Origin of the sequence: Magnetospirillum sulfuroxidans (genome assembly GCF_018224925.1) — a bacterium.
GTDB classification, from domain to species: domain Bacteria; phylum Pseudomonadota; class Alphaproteobacteria; order Rhodospirillales; family Magnetospirillaceae; genus Magnetospirillum; species Magnetospirillum sulfuroxidans.
Genome location: NZ_JAGTUF010000001.1, coordinates 136,822 through 153,614, shown reverse-complemented (window position 1 = coordinate 153,614; position 16,793 = coordinate 136,822). Strand labels below are relative to the sequence as shown.

General features: G+C 61.7%; 16 protein-coding genes. 7 read left to right on the top strand and 9 right to left on the bottom strand.

Annotated elements, in window-relative coordinates:
* Genes KEC16_RS00765 through KEC16_RS00745 form a run of 5 tightly spaced genes read left to right on the top strand, consistent with a single transcriptional unit; the run spans position 1 to position 4,366 of the window.
* Positions 1 to 594, top strand: a complete 594-nt coding sequence (locus tag KEC16_RS00765; RefSeq protein ID WP_211545752.1) for a cyclic nucleotide-binding domain-containing protein — start codon at positions 1 to 3, stop codon at positions 592 to 594.
* Complete coding sequence (locus KEC16_RS00760; RefSeq protein ID WP_211545751.1) at positions 591 to 1,445, top strand: FAD/NAD(P)-binding protein; 855 nt, start codon at positions 591 to 593, stop codon at positions 1,443 to 1,445. Before KEC16_RS00765 ends, KEC16_RS00760 begins: the two co-directional genes overlap by 4 nt.
* A 2-nt stretch (positions 1,446 to 1,447) precedes the next feature.
* Positions 1,448 to 2,224 (top strand): NADH-quinone oxidoreductase subunit B family protein, encoded by a 777-nt coding sequence (locus KEC16_RS00755; RefSeq protein WP_211545750.1) that lies wholly within the window; start codon positions 1,448 to 1,450, stop codon positions 2,222 to 2,224.
* On the top strand, positions 2,217 to 3,509 hold the full coding sequence (locus KEC16_RS00750) for a Ni/Fe hydrogenase subunit alpha (RefSeq protein ID WP_211545749.1): 1,293 nt from the start codon (positions 2,217 to 2,219) through the stop codon (positions 3,507 to 3,509). The genes KEC16_RS00755 and KEC16_RS00750 overlap by 8 nt, the downstream gene beginning before the upstream one ends.
* Positions 3,510 to 3,568: 59 nt before the next feature.
* Positions 3,569 to 4,366 carry an IclR family transcriptional regulator gene (locus KEC16_RS00745; RefSeq protein ID WP_211545748.1) on the top strand — a complete coding sequence of 266 codons (798 nt, stop codon included), beginning with the start codon at positions 3,569 to 3,571 and terminating at the stop codon, positions 4,364 to 4,366.
* Positions 4,367 to 4,534: 168 nt separating this feature from the next.
* On the opposite strand, the gene KEC16_RS00740 is transcribed toward KEC16_RS00745, so the two are convergent.
* The 3 genes from KEC16_RS00740 to glgA form a co-directional block, all read right to left on the bottom strand.
* On the bottom strand, positions 4,535 to 7,153 hold the full coding sequence (locus KEC16_RS00740; RefSeq protein ID WP_211545747.1) for a bacteriohemerythrin: 2,619 nt from the start codon (positions 7,151 to 7,153) through the stop codon (positions 4,535 to 4,537).
* A gap of 245 nt (positions 7,154 to 7,398) precedes the next feature.
* A complete protein-coding gene (locus KEC16_RS00735) occupies positions 7,399 to 8,358 on the bottom strand; it encodes a glucokinase (protein ID WP_211545746.1) in 960 nt (319 codons plus the stop codon).
* A complete protein-coding gene (gene glgA, locus KEC16_RS00730; RefSeq protein WP_211545745.1) occupies positions 8,355 to 9,827 on the bottom strand; it encodes a glycogen synthase GlgA in 1,473 nt (490 codons plus the stop codon). Before glgA ends, KEC16_RS00735 begins: the two co-directional genes overlap by 4 nt.
* Positions 9,828 to 10,003: 176 nt before the next feature.
* Between glgA and glgC the strand changes: the two genes are divergently transcribed.
* Complete coding sequence (glgC, locus tag KEC16_RS00725; RefSeq protein ID WP_211545744.1) at positions 10,004 to 11,290, top strand: glucose-1-phosphate adenylyltransferase; 1,287 nt, start codon at positions 10,004 to 10,006, stop codon at positions 11,288 to 11,290.
* Here glgC and KEC16_RS00720 read toward each other — a convergent pair.
* Positions 11,287 to 11,538: a hypothetical protein gene (locus KEC16_RS00720; RefSeq protein ID WP_211545743.1), complete on the bottom strand. Its 252-nt coding sequence runs from the start codon at positions 11,536 to 11,538 to the stop codon at positions 11,287 to 11,289. The two genes, glgC and KEC16_RS00720, sit on opposite strands and share 4 nt — an antisense overlap.
* 181 nt (positions 11,539 to 11,719) lie before the next feature.
* On the opposite strand from KEC16_RS00720, the gene KEC16_RS00715 reads away from it, so the two are divergent.
* Positions 11,720 to 12,253 carry a flavin reductase family protein gene (locus KEC16_RS00715; RefSeq protein ID WP_211545742.1) on the top strand — a complete coding sequence of 178 codons (534 nt, stop codon included), beginning with the start codon at positions 11,720 to 11,722 and terminating at the stop codon, positions 12,251 to 12,253.
* A 3-nt stretch (positions 12,254 to 12,256) separates the two neighbouring features.
* Here KEC16_RS00715 and mltG read toward each other — a convergent pair whose 3' ends face one another.
* The 5 genes from mltG to fabD form a co-directional block, all read right to left on the bottom strand.
* Positions 12,257 to 13,237 (bottom strand): endolytic transglycosylase MltG, encoded by a 981-nt coding sequence (gene mltG / locus KEC16_RS00710; protein WP_211545741.1) that lies wholly within the window; start codon positions 13,235 to 13,237, stop codon positions 12,257 to 12,259.
* Between the two features lie 77 nt (positions 13,238 to 13,314).
* Positions 13,315 to 14,571: a beta-ketoacyl-ACP synthase II gene (fabF, locus tag KEC16_RS00705; protein ID WP_211545740.1), complete on the bottom strand. Its 1,257-nt coding sequence runs from the start codon at positions 14,569 to 14,571 to the stop codon at positions 13,315 to 13,317.
* 72 nt (positions 14,572 to 14,643) lie between these two features.
* Positions 14,644 to 14,877, bottom strand: coding sequence for an acyl carrier protein (locus tag KEC16_RS00700; RefSeq protein WP_024079722.1), 234 nt, complete (start codon positions 14,875 to 14,877; stop codon positions 14,644 to 14,646).
* Between the two features lie 161 nt (positions 14,878 to 15,038).
* The gene (gene fabG, locus KEC16_RS00695) at positions 15,039 to 15,776 is read right to left on the bottom strand and encodes a 3-oxoacyl-[acyl-carrier-protein] reductase (RefSeq protein WP_211545739.1); all 738 of its coding nucleotides are present in this window, start codon (positions 15,774 to 15,776) and stop codon (positions 15,039 to 15,041) included.
* Between the two features lie 17 nt (positions 15,777 to 15,793).
* The gene (fabD, locus tag KEC16_RS00690) at positions 15,794 to 16,735 is read right to left on the bottom strand and encodes an ACP S-malonyltransferase (protein ID WP_211545738.1); all 942 of its coding nucleotides are present in this window, start codon (positions 16,733 to 16,735) and stop codon (positions 15,794 to 15,796) included.
* Between the last annotated feature and the right edge of the window lie 58 nt (positions 16,736 to 16,793).

Sequence of the window (16,793 nt, the reverse complement as noted above, 5' to 3'; positions counted from 1 at the left end):
ATGGTAAAGCCGGACACGCTCGGCCCTATCATCGACGAACATCCCTTTTTCCGGGGGATTGACGCCGCCTTGCGCGACCTCTTGACCGGCTGCGCCGCCAATGAACGGTTCGAAACCGGGGACATGCTGTTCCGCCAAGGCGACGAAGCCGCCAAATTCTTCCTGATTCGCGCCGGCACCGTCGCCATCGAGATCGACCAGCCGGCCCAGCCGCCAATCATCGTTGAAACCATCGGCGAAGGCGAGATCGCCGGCTGGTCATGGATGATTGCCCCTTATCGGATGACCTTTGACGCCCGCGCCGTCACCTTGGTCCGCGCCCTGTCCTTCGACGCCAAATGCCTGCGCCGCAAGATGGAAGCCGACCCTGTGCTTGGCTACGAAGTGCTGCGCCGCTTCTTGCCGGTGATGGCCCACCGTCTGGCCGCCGCCCGCTTGCAGATGCTTGATCTTTACGGCCCGCGCGGCGCGGCCAAGGCGGCAAAACCGATCAAGACCGAAAAGGCGCAAACCAAATCCAAAGGGCGCAACCGCGCCGCCGATGCCCGGCTGGATCAGGCCAAGGGCAAGAAAAAGAAGGACGGCGGATCATGAATGCCGCCGCCCATGACCATGACCCCGTCCATGACCCGATGATCCCGGTGCCGTTTCGTATCGAAAAGGTACGGCGCGACCTGTCGGACACCTTCACCATGGAACTGGTGCCCGAGGCCGGGGGCGAATTCGCCTTCAAGCCCGGTCAGTTCAACATGCTCTACGTCTTCGGCGTGGGGGAAGTTCCCATCTCCATCTCTGGCGATCCGGCCGACCGTTCCGTGCTGGTCCACACCACCCGCGCGGTCGGCACGGTGACCGAGGCGCTGGACGCGCTCAAACCCGGCGACAGCTTGGGCGTGCGCGGTCCCTTCGGCACCGCTTGGCCGGTCGAAGCCGCCTTTGGCCACGATCTGGTTTTCGTCGCCGGCGGGGTCGGTTTGGCGCCGCTGCGCCCGGCCATCTATCAGGCCGTGGCCAATCGCGATCGGTTTGGCCGCATCATCGTCCTTTATGGCGCCCGCACGCCCGAAGACATCTTGTACAAGAAGGAATTGGAACGCTGGCGCGGTCGTTTCGATCTGGACGTGCTGGTCACCGTCGACCGCGCCACCGGCAAATGGGGCGGCAATGTCGGCGTCGTCACCAACCTGATCGCCCGCGGCGGGTTCGATCCGCTGCATACCGCCAGCTTCGTCTGCGGTCCCGAGGTGATGATGCGTTATTCGGCCCAGGCCCTGGAAAAAAAGGGCGTTGATCGCGGCCGCATCTGGGTCTCGGTCGAACGCAACATGAAATGCGGATGCGGTCTGTGCGGCCATTGCCAATGGGGACCGCATTTCACCTGCAAGGATGGGCCGGTCTTTCGCTATGACCGCGTCGCCGACCTGTTCCAGATCAGGGAGCTTTAGCCATGTCCGAACGCAAGCGCCCGAAACTGGCGGTATGGAAATTCTCAAGTTGCGACGGCTGCCAGTTGACCATGCTCGATTGCGAGGATGAATTGCTGGCACTGACCGAAGAGGTCCGCATCAGCTATTTCCTCGAAGCCACCCGCAAGGTGGAAAAAGGCCCCTATGACGTCTCGTTGGTCGAAGGCTCGATCACCACGCCGCACGACGTCAAGGCCATCCGCGAGGTGCGCAAGCAATCCAAGCTGCTGATCAGCATCGGCGCCTGCGCCACCGCCGGCGGCATCCAGGCGCTGCGGAACTTCAAAAGTGTCAAGGAATTCATCCGCTGCGTCTATGCCCATCCGGAATATATCGACACCTTGACCACCTCGACCGCCATTTCCGACCACGTCCCGGTGGATTTCGAATTGCGCGGCTGTCCGGTCAACAAACACCAGATGCTGGAAGTCTTGAACGCCGCGCTCAACGGCCGCAAGCCCACCATCCCCCGTTATTCCCAATGCATCGAGTGCAAGGAAACCGGCACCGTCTGCCGCATGGTCGCCTCGGGCACCGCCTGTCTGGGGCCGGTGACCCAGGCCGGCTGCGGCACCTTGTGTCCGGGCATGGATCGCGGCTGCTATGGCTGCTTTGGCCCGATGGAAAACCCCAACACCGCTGCCCTGGCGGCGCAGCTGACGGCGTTGGGGCAGTCGCGGCGCGACATCCATCACCTGTTCCGCACCTATAACGCCAATGCCGATGCATTCCGCAAGGAGAGCGACAGCCATGGCTGACATCCGCACCATCAAGGTCGAAGCTTTGGCCCGAGTCGAGGGCGAGGGCTCGTTGCATGTCAAGATCAAGGACGGCATCGTCAAGGAATTGCGCTTTGGCATCTTCGAGCCGCCGCGCTTTTTCGAAGCCTTCCTGCAAGGCCGCGATTTCCGCGAAGTCCCCGACATCACCGCGCGGATCTGCGGCATCTGCCCCATCGCCTATTTGATGGGGGCGTCCCAGGCGATGGAAGATATCTTGGGCATCCAGGTTACCAAGCCAATCCGCGACCTGCGCCGCCTGATCTATTGCGGCGAATGGATCGAAAGCCATGCCCTGCACGTCTATATGCTGCACGCCCCCGACTTCCTGGGGCTGTCCGATGCCTTGGAACTGGCCAAGGTCGATCGGACCTTGGTGGAAAAGGCGTTGCGGCTGAAAAAGGTCGGCAACGAAATTTTGGAAACCATCGGCGGCCGCGCCATCCATCCGGTAGGCTTGCGCGTCGGCGGCTTTTACAAGCTGCCAAGCAAAAAGCAGCTGCGCGCCCTGGAAGAAAACCTGAAATGGGCCGTCGAAACCTCGGTGGCCACCGTCAAGCTGGTCGGCGGCTTCGATTTCCCCGACATCAGCCAAGATTATAATTTCATGGCCCTGCGTCATCCCGACGAATACGCCATCCATGAAGGCCGTTTGGTGACCTCCAGCGGCTTGGACATCGCCGTCCCGCAATTCCTTGACCACATTGAGGAAGAGCACGTGCCGTGGTCCAATGCCCTGCACGGCAAGCCCAAGGATGGGCGGGCTCATCATGTCGGCCCCCTGGCCCGCTACAGCCTTAACCACGACAAACTCGGCAAGACCGCCCAAGCCGCCGCCAAGGCGGCCGGATTGGGAAAAACGGTGAACAATCCGTTTCAATCCATCGTCGTCCGCGCCGTCGAACTGGTGCAAGTGTGCGAAGATGCGTTGAAACTGGTGCAAGCCTACGAAGAAACCGACAAGGCCTATAGTGACGCCCCGGTCCGGGCGGGCGAAGGCCACGGCTGCACCGAGGCGCCGCGCGGCATCTGCTATCACCGCTATCGCATCGACGCCGATGGCGTGGTGCAAGACGCCCGCATCGTCCCCCCCACCGCCCAGAACCAAAAAGTGATCGAACTGGACCTGATGAAGGTGGTTCAGGCCAACCTGCACAAATCCGACGACGAGATAAAATGGCGGGCGGAACAGGCCATCCGCAATTACGACCCCTGTATTTCCTGCGCCACCCATTTTCTTAAACTGGAAATTGATCGCGGCTGACCTTGCCAAGAGCCGACTTCGCCGGTATCTCCTAACGATTCAGTGGAGAAGCACAGGCGATGAGCGAAGCCAGCGAAGGCAAACACGGCGTCCAGTCCATCGAGATCGGCATGCAGGTCCTGCGCGCCTTGGCCGGGGGCGAGCGGGCAATGATGCTCAAGGACATTGCCGCAATCGCCGGTATGCCGGCCTCCAAGGCCCATCGCTATCTGGTCAGCCTGATTCGCGCCGGCATGGTCGAACAGGACCGCGAAACCTCGCTCTATGACCTGGGGCCGCTGGCCCTGCATGTGGGGCTGGCCGCCATCGACCGCCTGGACCGCATTCAATTGGGCTTGAACGCCATCGCCGAATTGCGCGACCGCGTCAATGAAACCACGGCGCTGTCAGTGTGGAGCGAGAACGGCCCGATCATCGTCCGCGGCGAACGCCCGCGCCGCGCCATCACCGTCAACGTCGTCACCGGCACCGCGCTTGACGTGCTGTCATCGGCCAGCGGCCAGATTTTCGCCGCCTATCTCCCGCGGGAGCAGATCAGCAAGCTGATCGAAACCGAATTGTCCGAAGGCCGCGCCCCCGTCGGGGCCGATTCCTGGCCGGCGATCGAAACCATGTTCGAACGGGTGCGGCAGACCGGCATCAGCGCCGTTTCCGGCTATCACCTGGTCCCCGGCGTCGAAGCGGTCGGCGCCCCGGTGTTCAACGCTGGCGGTGACATCACCCTGACCATGCTGGTGGTCGGCATCCAAGGCATGTTCGACATGCGCCCCGAAGGTCAGGTGGTGCGCGAATTGATCGCCGCCGCCAACACCTTGTCGGAACGTCTCGGCAGTTCGCGACGGATTGTCCCTGCCTAGACCGTGATGCCCTAAATGTGCATCACGGTCTAGCCTTCATCATTTTCCTTCGCCGGGCGCATGCCTGCGCATGCTTGGCCGCGCCCGCAAGGGGCGCTGGAGCGTCGTGCCTCAGAGTAAAGGCGCGCCGCTTTAGAAGGTGGCGGCGGCCACCACGGCCCGAGCGTATTAATACACGCCCTTTTCGTTCAGAAAAGAGGTGTAAAGACGATCCTCGCCGGTGATGTGACCAACCAGCCAATCCTGCAAGAAGGCCAGGAAGTCGATGGAGCCCATATCGGCTGCGTCCGTGAAGGTCTGGCGCATGGCGATCAATTGCGCCGACAGCACGGCATGATGGCTGCGGTGCTCTTCCGCCTGGGGATAGGCGTGACGGACCATCAGCGCCTCTTCTTCGCCGAAATGGTAATGGGCGTATTCGCTCATGGCATCCAGCAACGCCAGGATTTCCTCGCCGCCCTTGCCGACTTGAAGGGCTTCAAGGATGGCATTGGCCTGCTCGAACATGCGGCGATGCTGGGTATCAAGACGCAATACATCGACGCGGTATTCCTCGCGCCAGCGCAACAGGCCGGCATTGTCGCTATGCTCGCCCTCGAAGATCGAGGTCATGCGGCGTCCCGAGGTTTCAAACAACTTCCACCGGACCGAAGGAATCCCCGCCAGCAGACCGGCCGGCACCAGGAAGACTTCGGTAGCGGTCAGCGCCCGCAACCGGAACATGGACGGGGTCCAAAAAATCGACAATTCCTCGCCGAAGAAATCGCCCGAACGCAGGACTTCCACCTGCTGCTCGCCCAAATAACGCCCCACCTGCCCGGTCACCACCAGCGCCACCGATTCGGGACCGATATCGATGACTTCGCCCTCGTGGATCCGACTGAGCGTCATTTCCTTGGCCAACCGGTTGAGGGTCCGGGTCGAAACCACCTCGCCGAACAACCAAGTGCGTTGCAGGAACTGGCGATTCTCGAAAATCCGGGTGATCGCCGCCGACAAATCGTTGCGACGGACGAAATCCTGATACAGCGATGACGGAATGCGCAACGCCTTGACGAAGCCGATGGCACGATAGGTTTCGGTCACCTGGGCCTGAAACAAAGCGAACAATTCGCCGATCATCGCCCCGGCCGACAGCACCGACCGGGCGCCGCCATCCACATGCAACGCTTCGACACTGCCCGATAACAGCAGATAGATGAATTCGGCCGAACGGCGTTCCTTGACCAAGATGGTGCCAGGATTGAAGGTCTCGACCGGGTTGTTCAGCAATACCCGCAATTGGTGGTGCTGAATTTCAGGGAAATAGGCCAGCAGCAATTCATAGGCCGAACGCCAGATGAAATCGTGATTGGACGGAATAAGGACATCGACGGTGCCGAACGAGGCGGTCGAGCCGATAGCCTTTTGCGCCACCGTGTTGCGCCCCGACGTGTGCGCCAAGATCACCTTGCCGGAACGGTCGTCGCGGAAATCATAGGCGTCGCCATGAATCATGCCGCCACCCACATCCACCTTCTTGATGTTGGCCGGAAGCGCATAAGCCGCCGCCACATTCTGGTACATGACCTTGGAAATCCCCGGCGCCTCGGCATCATCGGTGATAAAGCTGCGCAGCACTTCCAGACGGCAGATATCAGCCCAATGGGCGTAAGTGCGATAGCCGTCTTCCCATGGCGCCCGGAACATGAACATGGTGTTTTCCACCGGATGGGGGGAAAACAGCGGTCGCACCTCCAGGCCGTCGATTTCGTTCCATTCGCCTTCCACCAGATCGTGGCATTCGAAATAATCGGCAAAGGCCGAAGGTTCGATCGACAACAGCGCCGCCATCTTGCGCGCCACCGAGGCGCGAACCAACGGTGTGGCGTAATACTTGATGCGATGATCGGCGCGGATCAGCGTGGTCAGGCCGGAAAAATGGTCATCATGCGAATGGGTATGAAAGATACCATCCACTTCGTTGACGCCGATTCCCAACGCATCTAGCGTGAACAAAATGTTCGGGCCGGCATCGATCAGATAGACGCGCCCCTGAAACATCAAAATGGCGCCCATGCTGGGGCGATTGATGTCCCAGCCATCGCCCTCGCCCGAATGCACGACCGAGAAATATTCCCGCTGCATGTTGTAGAAACCCAACGGATACGGGCATTCATAGGTTTCAAACGGCGGCAAGGTCAGATCGACCGTGGCGGTTTCATTGCCATAGCGGAATTCAAAGGTATTCAACCGCACCCGGCGAACGCTGACGCCGCCCCGGATCTCCACCGTCTCGGCATCCACCGACAAGGTATCAAGCAATTCCTGCGGATGGCGGATGCGACCGAAAGCGAATTTCAGTTTCATCCGCATCAAGTCTTTGGCCTGCTGCGCCGTGGCCCCGGCTTCCAGCAATTCGTCTTCGCTGATCAGGCCGTAATTGCCGCGATAGATATATTGGAGCTGCGCCCGCACTTGCTCGGCCGAACCGATCAGCAGCGGTTTATCGCCGGTATTGCCGGGATGGTCGGGAATGATCATGCCCTGCCGATAAAGCATTTGCAGCACAGGGAATTCGCCCAGATTGGCGAAGGTGCCGTTTTGAACCATGACATCGGATAGCAAGATGGCGTTGGGGCCGGTCTCAAAGACGACGCCGCCCAACTCGGTGGGGGCGATCAGGCCGCGCTTCATCATGTGCTTGACGACATCGGCAGGACAGCCGCACAGCACACGCAAATTGGCGGCAGCAACCTCGATCCACCAGACGCCGGTGCTAACCTCAACCTTACGAATTGAACCCATAAAACGTCCCCACGCCGTCCCCACCCCCATGCTATGACTTACGCGTGTGCACATCAACCCTATGCTCGATGTGGCGACACAAGCCGATAAACAGGCAATGGCGAGGCAACTTCGCCCCCAAACCCCAACGCTGTTTTACCATATACGACGGTATATTTTTAATACTTTTGAGCAAAGCCACCCCATGCAACGGCCCTGTCTGGCGCGTCCATCGGCTTTGCATTGGCCCTTTCGCCGATCAGATTTTATCCCTGGATCGGATCAGCCGTAAGCGCGGCCAAGCCGGCAAAGGCCGGTTCGGGATGCATTACCAACCAGGTGGGAACCGCCGACAGATAGGCGGCGAAGCGTCCCTTGGCCTCGAAGCGGCGGCGGAATTCGGACGCGAAAAAAGCTTGGCTCATGCGCGGTAAAATACCGCCGGCGATATAGACGCCGCCGCGGGCGCCCAGCGACAAGGCCAGATTGCCGGCCACCGTCCCCAGCATGGCGAAGAACATGGACAAGGCTTGCCGACACAGCGGACACGACCCATCCAGGCCGTGACTGGACACCGCCTCGGCGGTGGAATAAGACGCGGGAATCCCCTGAAGCGCCGCCACCGCCTCGTATAGATTAAGCAAGCCTGGGCCCGACAGCGCCCGCTCGGCCGAGACGTGGCCGAAACGTCGACGCAATTGGGCAATGACCTGAGCCTCGGTGTCGTCGGTCGCAGCCAAGGTGACGTGGCCGCCCTCGGTGGCCAAAGCCGTCCACCGGCCATGGACGTCGGCCACCAACCCCGACACCCCCAATCCGGTTCCCGGCCCCAGCACGGCGATGGGCGCCCCGGCGACACCCTCCCCCCCGCCCAACTTCAACAGATGCGCAGCCGCCAGATGCGGCACCGAAAGCGCGGTGGCGGTGAAATCGTTGACCACCTGCAACTGGTCCAAGCCCAATTGCCGTTGAACGTGATGGACAGAAAAGCGCCAGGCCGAATTGGTCATCTCGATGACATCGCCGGTGATCGGCGAAGCCACGGCAAAGGCGCCACGCGTCGGCTTAGCCCCGTCACGCGCGGCCAAAAAAGCGCGGGCCGCGTCATCGGGACCGGCGAAATCGGCGCATTGCAACACCATGTCAGGGCCGATGCCGCCTGCGGCATCAACCAAGGCAAAGCGCACATTGGTGCCGCCCATATCGGCGATCAAAGACAGGCTCATGCCGGAACCAATTCATCATACAAGGCGCCATAGCGCGCCGCCGAGCGACCCCAGCCGAAATCCTGGGCAATTCCGGCGCCTTGAATGCGGCGCCATTGATCCTTTTGCCCGAAGGCGGCGATGGCCCGTTCCAGGCACCATTGAAAAGCGCCGGCATTGGCGTGCTCGAAGACAAAGCCGGTCCCGGTGCCGGTGACCAAACCGTCATAACTGCAATCCATCACCGTGTCGGCCAGACCGCCGGTGGCGTGAACCACCGGCACGGTGCCATAGCGCATGGCATAGAACTGGGTCAGGCCGCAGGGTTCGAAACGTGACGGCATCACCAGCATGTCGCCTGCCGCCAACAGCCGATGGGCCAGTTCCTCGGAATAACCGATGGTCACGCTCATGCGTTTGGGCGAGCCCGCCGCCGCCGATTGGAAGCCTTGTTCCAATGCCCGATCGCCGGCCCCCAGCACAGCCAGTTGCGCCCCCTGCCGCAACACCGCCGGCAAGGTCGACAACACCATGTCCATGCCCTTTTGGTCGGTCAACCGACTGACGATGACCAGCAGCGGCGCTTCCTGATCCTTTTCCAGACCCAACGCCTGTTGCAAAGCCGCCTTGTTGGCCGCCTTGCCGTCGATGAAATCGGGGGGCTGATAACGCGCGACCACATGGGGATCGGTCGCCGGGCTCCAGACGCCGTAATCAGCACCATTCAAAATCCCGACCAGATCGGCGGCACGGTTGGTCAACACCCCCTCCATGCCATGGCCAAAGGCTGGCGACTGGATTTCACGGGCATAACGCGGGCTGACGGTGCTGAGTTTATCGGCATAGATCAGACCAGCCTTCAAGAAGGCCATGTCACCCCAATATTCCAGCCCGTCCATGGTGAACATCTCCCATGGCAGCCCCAGGCGCGACACGATATCGGCGGGAAACTGGCCCTGATAGGCGATGTTGTGAATGGTGAAAACGGTTGCCGGCGGCTTTTCCACCTTCCAGGCATGCAGATAGGCGGGGGCCAGTCCGGTCTGCCAGTCATGGCAATGCAACACCTGCGGCCGCCATTTGACCGGCGCATTGTCTGTGCACAAAAACGCCGCCGCCCAGGACAGCAGGCCAAAGCGCAACGGATTGTCGGCATAATCGACGCCATGTTCGTCCACATAGGGACCGCCGGCCCGATCGTACAGGGCCGGACAATCCAGCAGCCACACCGGCACCCCCGCCGCCCCCCCCGATTGCGGCAGCTTGGCTGAAATCAGCTTGGTTTCGCCGCCCACACCCAATGGATCGCCCAAGGACGCCACCTGACGCTTTCCCTCGGCCTTCGCCAAGGCTTGGGGATAGCCGGGCAGCAGCACCCGCACCTCGTGCCCGGCTTCGATCAAGGCCGCCGGCAAGGCCCCGGCAACATCAGCCAACCCACCGGTCTTGACCAGCGGGAACACCTCGGAGGCGGCGAACAGGACACGCATGGGGCCTTCCTCTTTTGCATACGGCAATTCACAACCCTAACCCAAGCCGGCGACGGGTGAAAGGCGGATACGGCAAAGCTGCCAACGGCCGCTGGCGGTTGCCCAAGCCGGCAATCTGTGGCACCGTCCGGTTGCCGTGCCCCAAGGGCATCACCAAAAATACCCGGGAGGGATAAATGAGCGTGTCTCAGGATGGTCCGGCCGTCGATCTGGAAGTCAACCCGCGTCTGCGCCGCACCCTGGCGCTGGTCCTGGCAGGCGGTCGCGGCTCGCGCCTCAAATCCCTGACCGACTGGCATGCCAAGCCGGCTGTCCCGTTTGCCGGCAAGTTCCGCATCGTCGATTTCGCCTTGTCCAATTGCATCAATTCCGGCATCCGCCGCATCGGCGTGCTGACCCAGTACAAAGCCCATTCGCTGATCCAGCATGTGCAGCGCGGCTGGGGCTTCCTGCGCGGCGAATTCAACGAATTCATCGAATTGCTGCCGGCGCAGCAACGCACCGATGGTGAGAATTGGTACAAGGGCACCGCCGACGCGGTATTCCAGAATCTGGACATCATCCGCGCCCATCACCCGGAATTCGTGCTGATCCTGGCCGGTGACCACGTCTACAAGATGGATTACGGCAAGATGCTGGCCCACCATCTGGCCGAAGGCGCCGACGTCACCGTCGCCTGCATCGAAGTTCCGCTGGCCGACGCCACCGGCTTTGGCGTCATGGCCGTCGACGACGCCGACAACGTCATCCGTTTCGACGAAAAGCCGGCCCATCCCCAGCCCATTCCCGGCAAGCCTGACCAAGCCCTGGCCAGCATGGGCATCTATATGTTCAATGCCCAGTTCCTCTATGAACGGCTTGGCATTGATGCCACCGATCCGGGCACCGAGCACGATTTCGGCAAGAACATCATTCCGTCGCTGATCGGCACGCACAAGGTGCTGGCCCACCGTTTCCAGCATTCCTGCGTCATGCATGACGGCGCACGCGAACATTATTGGCGCGACGTCGGCACCGTCGATGCCTATTGGGAAGCCAATATCGACCTGACCACGGTAACGCCGTCCCTGAACATCTATGACGATTCCTGGCCGATCTGGACCTATCAGGCGCAATTGCCGCCGGCCAAGTTCGTGTTCGATTCGGACACTCGGCGCGGCATGGCGGTGGATTCCATGGTGTCGGGCGGCTGCATCATTTCGGGCGCGGTGGTGCGGCGCTCGCTGCTGTATTCCAACGTCCGCGTCAATTCGTATTGCCTGGTCGAAGATTCGGTGGTGCTGCCCGATTGCGACATCGGCCGTCACGCCAAGCTGAAAAAATGCATCGTCGACCAGGGCTGCGTCATCCCCCCCGGCCTGGTGGTCGGCGACGACCCGGTTCTGGATGCCAAGCGCTTCTCTCGCTCGGACAAGGGCATCACCCTGATCACGGCGGATATGCTGCGAAAGCTGGAAGACTAAGCCAAGAACAAATCCAGGGCCTTATCGACCAACTCGATGTTGCGCGGGTGATGCAAGGTCACCTCGCCGGCATCGAGTTCGGCCGTCACCCAGGCATTATGGCCCTCGGCCTTCACCATCACCGAGATAAGGGTATAGGGGGTGTCGTGGCGGGTGATCTGCATGGAAACGCCGTCGGCATGATAACGCCGTTCCCCCTCGTGGGGCAGCGCCGCTAACAGACGGCGGAACATTGGCTTGGAAGGCATGACGAGAATCCGGGTCAGATTGCTGATGCAACCGACCCTAGTCCCAGGCGCCGCCCGCTCAGCAATTGTCAAAATGCATGGGGCCATGTGCGAATGACACGATGCCCCTGCCGGCTCTTGGCCTTAGGCTGTACCGGCGGAAGCGCCTAAACTCGAACGACAAGCGTTGGCGAGGACAGCCATGCGGCACGATTTCCCCTTAGCCAAGGTCTATGGCCTGCTTGAACCAGGACCGGTGGTGCTGTTAACCACCACAAACAATGGCCACACCAACATCATGACCATGTCTTGGCACATGATGATGGAATTCGAACCGCCCTTGCTGGGCTGCGTCGTCAGCAACGCCAATCACAGTTATGCCGCCTTGCGCGCCACCGGGGAATGCGTCATCGCCATTCCCGACGTCACCTTGGCCGATAAAGTGGTGGCGGTGGGCAATTGCAGTGGCCGCGACACCGATAAATTCGCCACCTTGGGATTCACCCCCCTGGCCGCCGAGAAGGTGGCGGCCCCGCTGGTCGGCGAATGCTTCGCCAATCTGGAATGCCGTGTCGCCGATGATGCCCTGGTCGAACGCTATGGCCTGTTCGTGCTGGAAGTGGTCAAGGCTTGGGGAGACCCTGCCCTGCCCCAGCCCCGCACCATCCATCATCAAGGCTACGGGCGCTTCGCCGTCGATGGCGAGATCCTGACCTTGGCGTCGAAAATGCCTTAAGCCTTACTTGGCCTTTTTATCCTTTTCGACCTTCCGCCAAACGCCGACATTCTTGTTGTGCTCGTCCAGGGATTTGGCGAAGGCGTGACCGCCCGAACCGTCGGCGACGAAATATAGCGCGTCGGTCTTGGCCGGGTTCAGCACCGCTTCCAGACTGGCGCGGCCGGGATTGGCGATGGCGGTCTTGGGCAGGCGGTCGATGACATAGGTGTTCCAGGCATGGGCGCGGTCGAGATCGGCGCGGGTCAACGGTCGCTCTAACACCCCAAGACCATTGGACAAACCATAAATCACCGTCGGATCCGATTGCAGACGCATGCCCAAACGCAGGCGGTTGATGAACACCCCGGCGACCATCGGTCGTTCGGCCTTAAGGCCGGTTTCCCGCTCGACCACCGAGGCCAGGATCAGGGCTTCTTCCGGCGATTTCAGCGGCAGGCCAGCGGCGCGCTTCGACCACAATTCGTCCAGGGTCTGGCGCATGGACTTTTCCATGCGCGCCACCAATTCGCCCCGGTCGTCATCGCGCGACAACACCCAGGTTTCCGGTAACAACCAGCCCTCGGCAGGAATCGTGGAGACCTTGCCGGCCAAAAACGCGGCTTCGTCCAATTCGGCCAGCACCTGGCGCACGGTCAGCCCTTCGGCGATGGTCAGCTTATGCTTAACGGTGCGGCCATCGGCAATCATGCGCATGGCTTCTTCGGCGCTGATGCGGGCGGGAAATTCATACTCCCCCGCCTTCAGCGTCACCTGTCGCAGGCGGGTCCCAAGCATGAAGGTAAAACGGTCGGGGACCACCCGATAAGCTTCCAGCTTACGGGCGATGGCCTCCAGACCGGCGCCCTTGGGGACGACGATGGTGATGGCCTCGGCCAGCGGGCCGGGGCCGGTGAAACGGCGATGGCCTTCAAGCGCCACCCAGGTGCCGGCGGCGATGATGACGATGGCCAAGACAGCCAGTAATTTCCCGACAACGCGCATCAGAATGTCCCCATAAAGACAAAGGTCCCCATGCCGGAGCATAGGGACCTTTGCTATCTTTGCTTCAGACCAGCCCCTTACGGCGCGGCCCTGAAGATGACCGAAGCGTTGGTGCCGCCAAAGCCGAACGAGTTGGACATGGCCACCTTGATCGAACGCTTCTTTGCCACCTTGGCCACCAGATCCATGTCGCAGCCTTCGTCTGGATTATCCAGATTAAGGGTCGGCGGCGCCACCTGGTCACGAATAGCCAGCAGGCAGAAGATAGCCTCGACCGCGCCGGCAGCCCCCAACAGGTGACCAATGGCCGATTTGGTCGAGCTCATCGACACGGTTGCGGCGGCGCTGCCGAACAGACGCTTGACCGCCCCCAATTCGATGACGTCGCCCATGGTGGCGGTACCGTGGGCATTGATATAATCGATGTCGGCGGGGTTCAAACCGGCGCGGGCCAGCGCCGCCTTCATGGCGCGGAACGCACCATTGCCGTCTTCGGCCGGAGCGGTGATGTGATGAGCATCGCCCGACATGCCATAGCCGATCACTTCGCCGTAAATCTTGGCGCCGCGAGCACGGGCGTGTTCCAGTTCTTCCAGAACCACGACGCCGGCGCCTTCGCCCATGACGAAACCGTCACGGTCCTTGTCCCACGGACGCGAAGCCGTTGCCGGGGCGTCGTTGCGGGCGGTGGACAACGCCTTGCAGGCGGAGAAGCCGGCCACGCCCAGACGGGACACGGCGGCTTCGGTGCCGCCAGCGACCATCACCTCGGCATCACCGAACATGATCATGCGGGCGGCGTCGCCGATGGCATGGGCACCGGTGGCACAGGCGGTGACCACGGCGTGGTTGGGGCCCTTGAAGCCGTATTTGATCGACAGATGGCCCGAGACCAGATTGATCAGAGCCGACGGGATGAAGAACGGACTGACGCGGCGCGGCCCCGAGGCCTGCAACACCAGGGCGCCTTCGGCGATGGCGGGCAAACCGCCAATGCCGGAACCGATCATCACGCCAGTGCGTTCCTGGCCTTCATCATCGGTGGGCATCCAGCCGGAATCCTCGATGGCTTCCATGGCGGCGGCCAGACCATAGACGATGAAATCGTCCATGCGCCGGCGTTCCTTGGCCGGAGCAACCTTGTCCAAGTCCAGCTCGCCTTCGCCGGTACCGCGCGGAATAACGCCGGCAATCTTGGCGGGCAGGTCCGAGACGTCGAAATGCTCGATGGCGCGGATGCCGGATTCGCCATTGATCAGGCGTTTCCAGTTATTTTCGACGCCGCAACCCAAGGGGCTGACGATACCGAGGCCGGTGACGACGACACGTCTCATGCGATTGTTCCCGTTATCTACTTAGAGAAAGGGCGCCGGTCCCATTGCGGGAGTCGGCGCCCTTGACCCGTGTTACGCGGCCTTCGAAATGAAGTCGATCGCGTCCTTGACGGTCAAAATCTTTTCGGCGGCGTCATCGGGGATTTCGCAACCGAATTCTTCTTCAAAGGCCATGACCAGCTCGACGGTGTCGAGGCTGTCGGCGCCCAGGTCATCGATGAAGCTGGCGTTCTCGGTCACCTTGGCCTCTTCAACGCCCAGATGCTCAACGACAATCTTCTTAACCCGCTCGGCGACGTCGCTCATGTGAATTCCCTCAAGGTGTAGTGCCATATGGATGAAACTTGCGCCCGCTATTTGGGGGGCACTGGCCCCTTTGTGGCGGAAAGTGGCCCGTACCTAGCACACTTTTTCAGGCTTGGCCAGCACTGGAACACAAGGTGTTGAAACTTGTTGAGCCAATGGCCCTAGATCATCGCCATGCCGCCATTGACGTGCAGGGTCTGGCCGGTGACGTAAGCCGCCTCGGCCGAAGCCAGATACAGCACCGCCGCCGCGATTTCCTCGGCCGAGCCCATGCGGCCGGCGGGGATTTGGCCATTGATGCGGGCCTTTTGCTCGTCATTGAGCTCGTCGGTCATGGCGGTGGCGATAAAGCCCGGCGCCACGGCGTTAACGGTGACGTTGCGGCTGGCCACTTCCTGGGCCAACGACTTGGTCATGCCGATCATGCCGGCCTTGGAGGCGCAGTAATTGACCTGCCCGGGATTGCCGGTGACGCCGACGATGGAGGTGATGTTGATGATGCGCCCCGACCGGCGCTTCATCATCCCCTTGATGGCGGCCCGGCACAGACGGAAGGCCGCGGTCAGATTGACGTTAAGGACCGCTTCCCAATCCTCGTCCTTCATGCGCAGAACCAGACCATCCTTGGTGATGCCGGCATTGTTGACCAAGATATCCAGGCCGCCCAAGGCCGCCTCGGCGTCCTTGGCCAATTGCTCGACCTCTTCGCCCTTGGACAGGTTGGCGGGCAGCACATGGACGCGCTCGCCCAATTCGGCGGCCAAGGCGTCCAGCGCCTCGCGCCGGGTGCCGTGAATGGCCACGGTGGCGCCGGCCTGATGCAGAGCCTTGGCGATGGCGCCGCCGATGCCGCCCGAGGCGCCGGTGATCAGCGCGGTCTTGCCGGTAAGATCGAACATGGTTTCCCCCTTAATGATTACAGCGAGGCCAAAAAGGCGTCGATATCGGCCGGATTGCCCACGGCAATGCCGGTCAGTTCCTTATCGATGCGCTTGGCCAAACCGGACAGCACCTTGCCGGCGCCGATTTCCACCAGTTGGCTGACGCCCTGCTCTTTCATATAGAGCACGCCTTCGCGCCAGCGCACGGTGCCGGTAACCTGACGCACCAGCAAATCGCGGATGATTTCCGGGTCGGTGACGGCGGCGGCCATTACGTTGGCCACCAGCGGCACGGTTGGCGCGTTCATGCTGACGTTGGACAGGGCCTCGGCCATGGCGTCGGCGGCCGGCTGCATCAAGGCGCAATGGAACGGCGCCGACACCGGCAACAGCACGGCACGCTTGACGCCCTTTTCGGCGGCGATCTTCATGGCGCGTTCCACCGCTTCCTTGTGGCCCGACACCACCACTTGGCCGGCGCCATTGTCGTTGGCGGCTTCGCACACTTGGTCTTCCGCGGCCAGGGCGGCGATTTCCTTGGCCTGTTCATATTCGCTGCCCAGCAGCGCCGCCATGGCGCCGATGCCCACCGGCACCGCCTTTTGCATGCTTTGGCCGCGCAATTTCAACAGCCGCGCCGTATCGGCCAGCGAGAAAGTGCCGGCGGCGGCCAGGGCGGAATATTCCCCCAGGGAATGGCCGGCGACGAAGCTGGCGGTCTTGGCCAGATCCATCTTGCCCTGGCCTTCCAACACGCGGATCACCGCCACCGATACCGCCATCAGCGCCGGCTGGGCGTTCTCGGTCAGGGTCAGGCTGTCTTCCGGGCCTTCGAACATCAGCTTGGACAGATTTTGCGACAACGCCTCGTCGACTTCTTGAAACACATGGCGGGCTTCGCCAAAGGCTGCGGCCAGTTCACGGCCCATGCCAACGGCCTGGGAGCCTTGGCCGGGGAAGACGAACGCTCGCGACATACTGATCCCTCCGTCGGGGGTGAAATTTGGTGCCGAGAGGAAAGGCATGAAGGCGGCC

What these genes read in the sequence shown, in the direction of transcription:
- KEC16_RS00765 (WP_211545752.1), top strand. Translation starts at nt 1, where the DNA reads ATGGTAAAGCCGGACACGCTCGGCCCTATCATCGACGAACATCCCTTT.
- KEC16_RS00715 (WP_211545742.1), top strand. Translation starts at nt 11,720, where the DNA reads ATGCGGCACGATTTCCCCTTAGCCAAGGTCTATGGCCTGCTTGAACCA.
- fabD (WP_211545738.1), bottom strand. Translation starts at nt 16,735, where the DNA reads ATGTCGCGAGCGTTCGTCTTCCCCGGCCAAGGCTCCCAGGCCGTTGGC.
- fabF (WP_211545740.1), bottom strand. Translation starts at nt 14,571, where the DNA reads ATGAGACGTGTCGTCGTCACCGGCCTCGGTATCGTCAGCCCCTTGGGT.
- mltG (WP_211545741.1), bottom strand. Translation starts at nt 13,237, where the DNA reads ATGCGCGTTGTCGGGAAATTACTGGCTGTCTTGGCCATCGTCATCATC.
- glgA (WP_211545745.1), bottom strand. Translation starts at nt 9,827, where the DNA reads ATGCGTGTCCTGTTCGCCGCCTCCGAGGTGTTCCCGCTGGTCAAGACC.
- KEC16_RS00740 (WP_211545747.1), bottom strand. Translation starts at nt 7,153, where the DNA reads ATGGGTTCAATTCGTAAGGTTGAGGTTAGCACCGGCGTCTGGTGGATC.
- fabG (WP_211545739.1), bottom strand. Translation starts at nt 15,776, where the DNA reads ATGTTCGATCTTACCGGCAAGACCGCGCTGATCACCGGCGCCTCGGGC.
- glgC (WP_211545744.1), top strand. Translation starts at nt 10,004, where the DNA reads ATGAGCGTGTCTCAGGATGGTCCGGCCGTCGATCTGGAAGTCAACCCG.
- KEC16_RS00760 (WP_211545751.1), top strand. Translation starts at nt 591, where the DNA reads ATGAATGCCGCCGCCCATGACCATGACCCCGTCCATGACCCGATGATC.
- KEC16_RS00700 (WP_024079722.1), bottom strand. Translation starts at nt 14,877, where the DNA reads ATGAGCGACGTCGCCGAGCGGGTTAAGAAGATTGTCGTTGAGCATCTG.
- KEC16_RS00735 (WP_211545746.1), bottom strand. Translation starts at nt 8,358, where the DNA reads ATGAGCCTGTCTTTGATCGCCGATATGGGCGGCACCAATGTGCGCTTT.
- KEC16_RS00745 (WP_211545748.1), top strand. Translation starts at nt 3,569, where the DNA reads ATGAGCGAAGCCAGCGAAGGCAAACACGGCGTCCAGTCCATCGAGATC.
- KEC16_RS00720 (WP_211545743.1), bottom strand. Translation starts at nt 11,538, where the DNA reads ATGCCTTCCAAGCCAATGTTCCGCCGTCTGTTAGCGGCGCTGCCCCAC.
- KEC16_RS00750 (WP_211545749.1), top strand. Translation starts at nt 2,217, where the DNA reads ATGGCTGACATCCGCACCATCAAGGTCGAAGCTTTGGCCCGAGTCGAG.
- KEC16_RS00755 (WP_211545750.1), top strand. Translation starts at nt 1,448, where the DNA reads ATGTCCGAACGCAAGCGCCCGAAACTGGCGGTATGGAAATTCTCAAGT.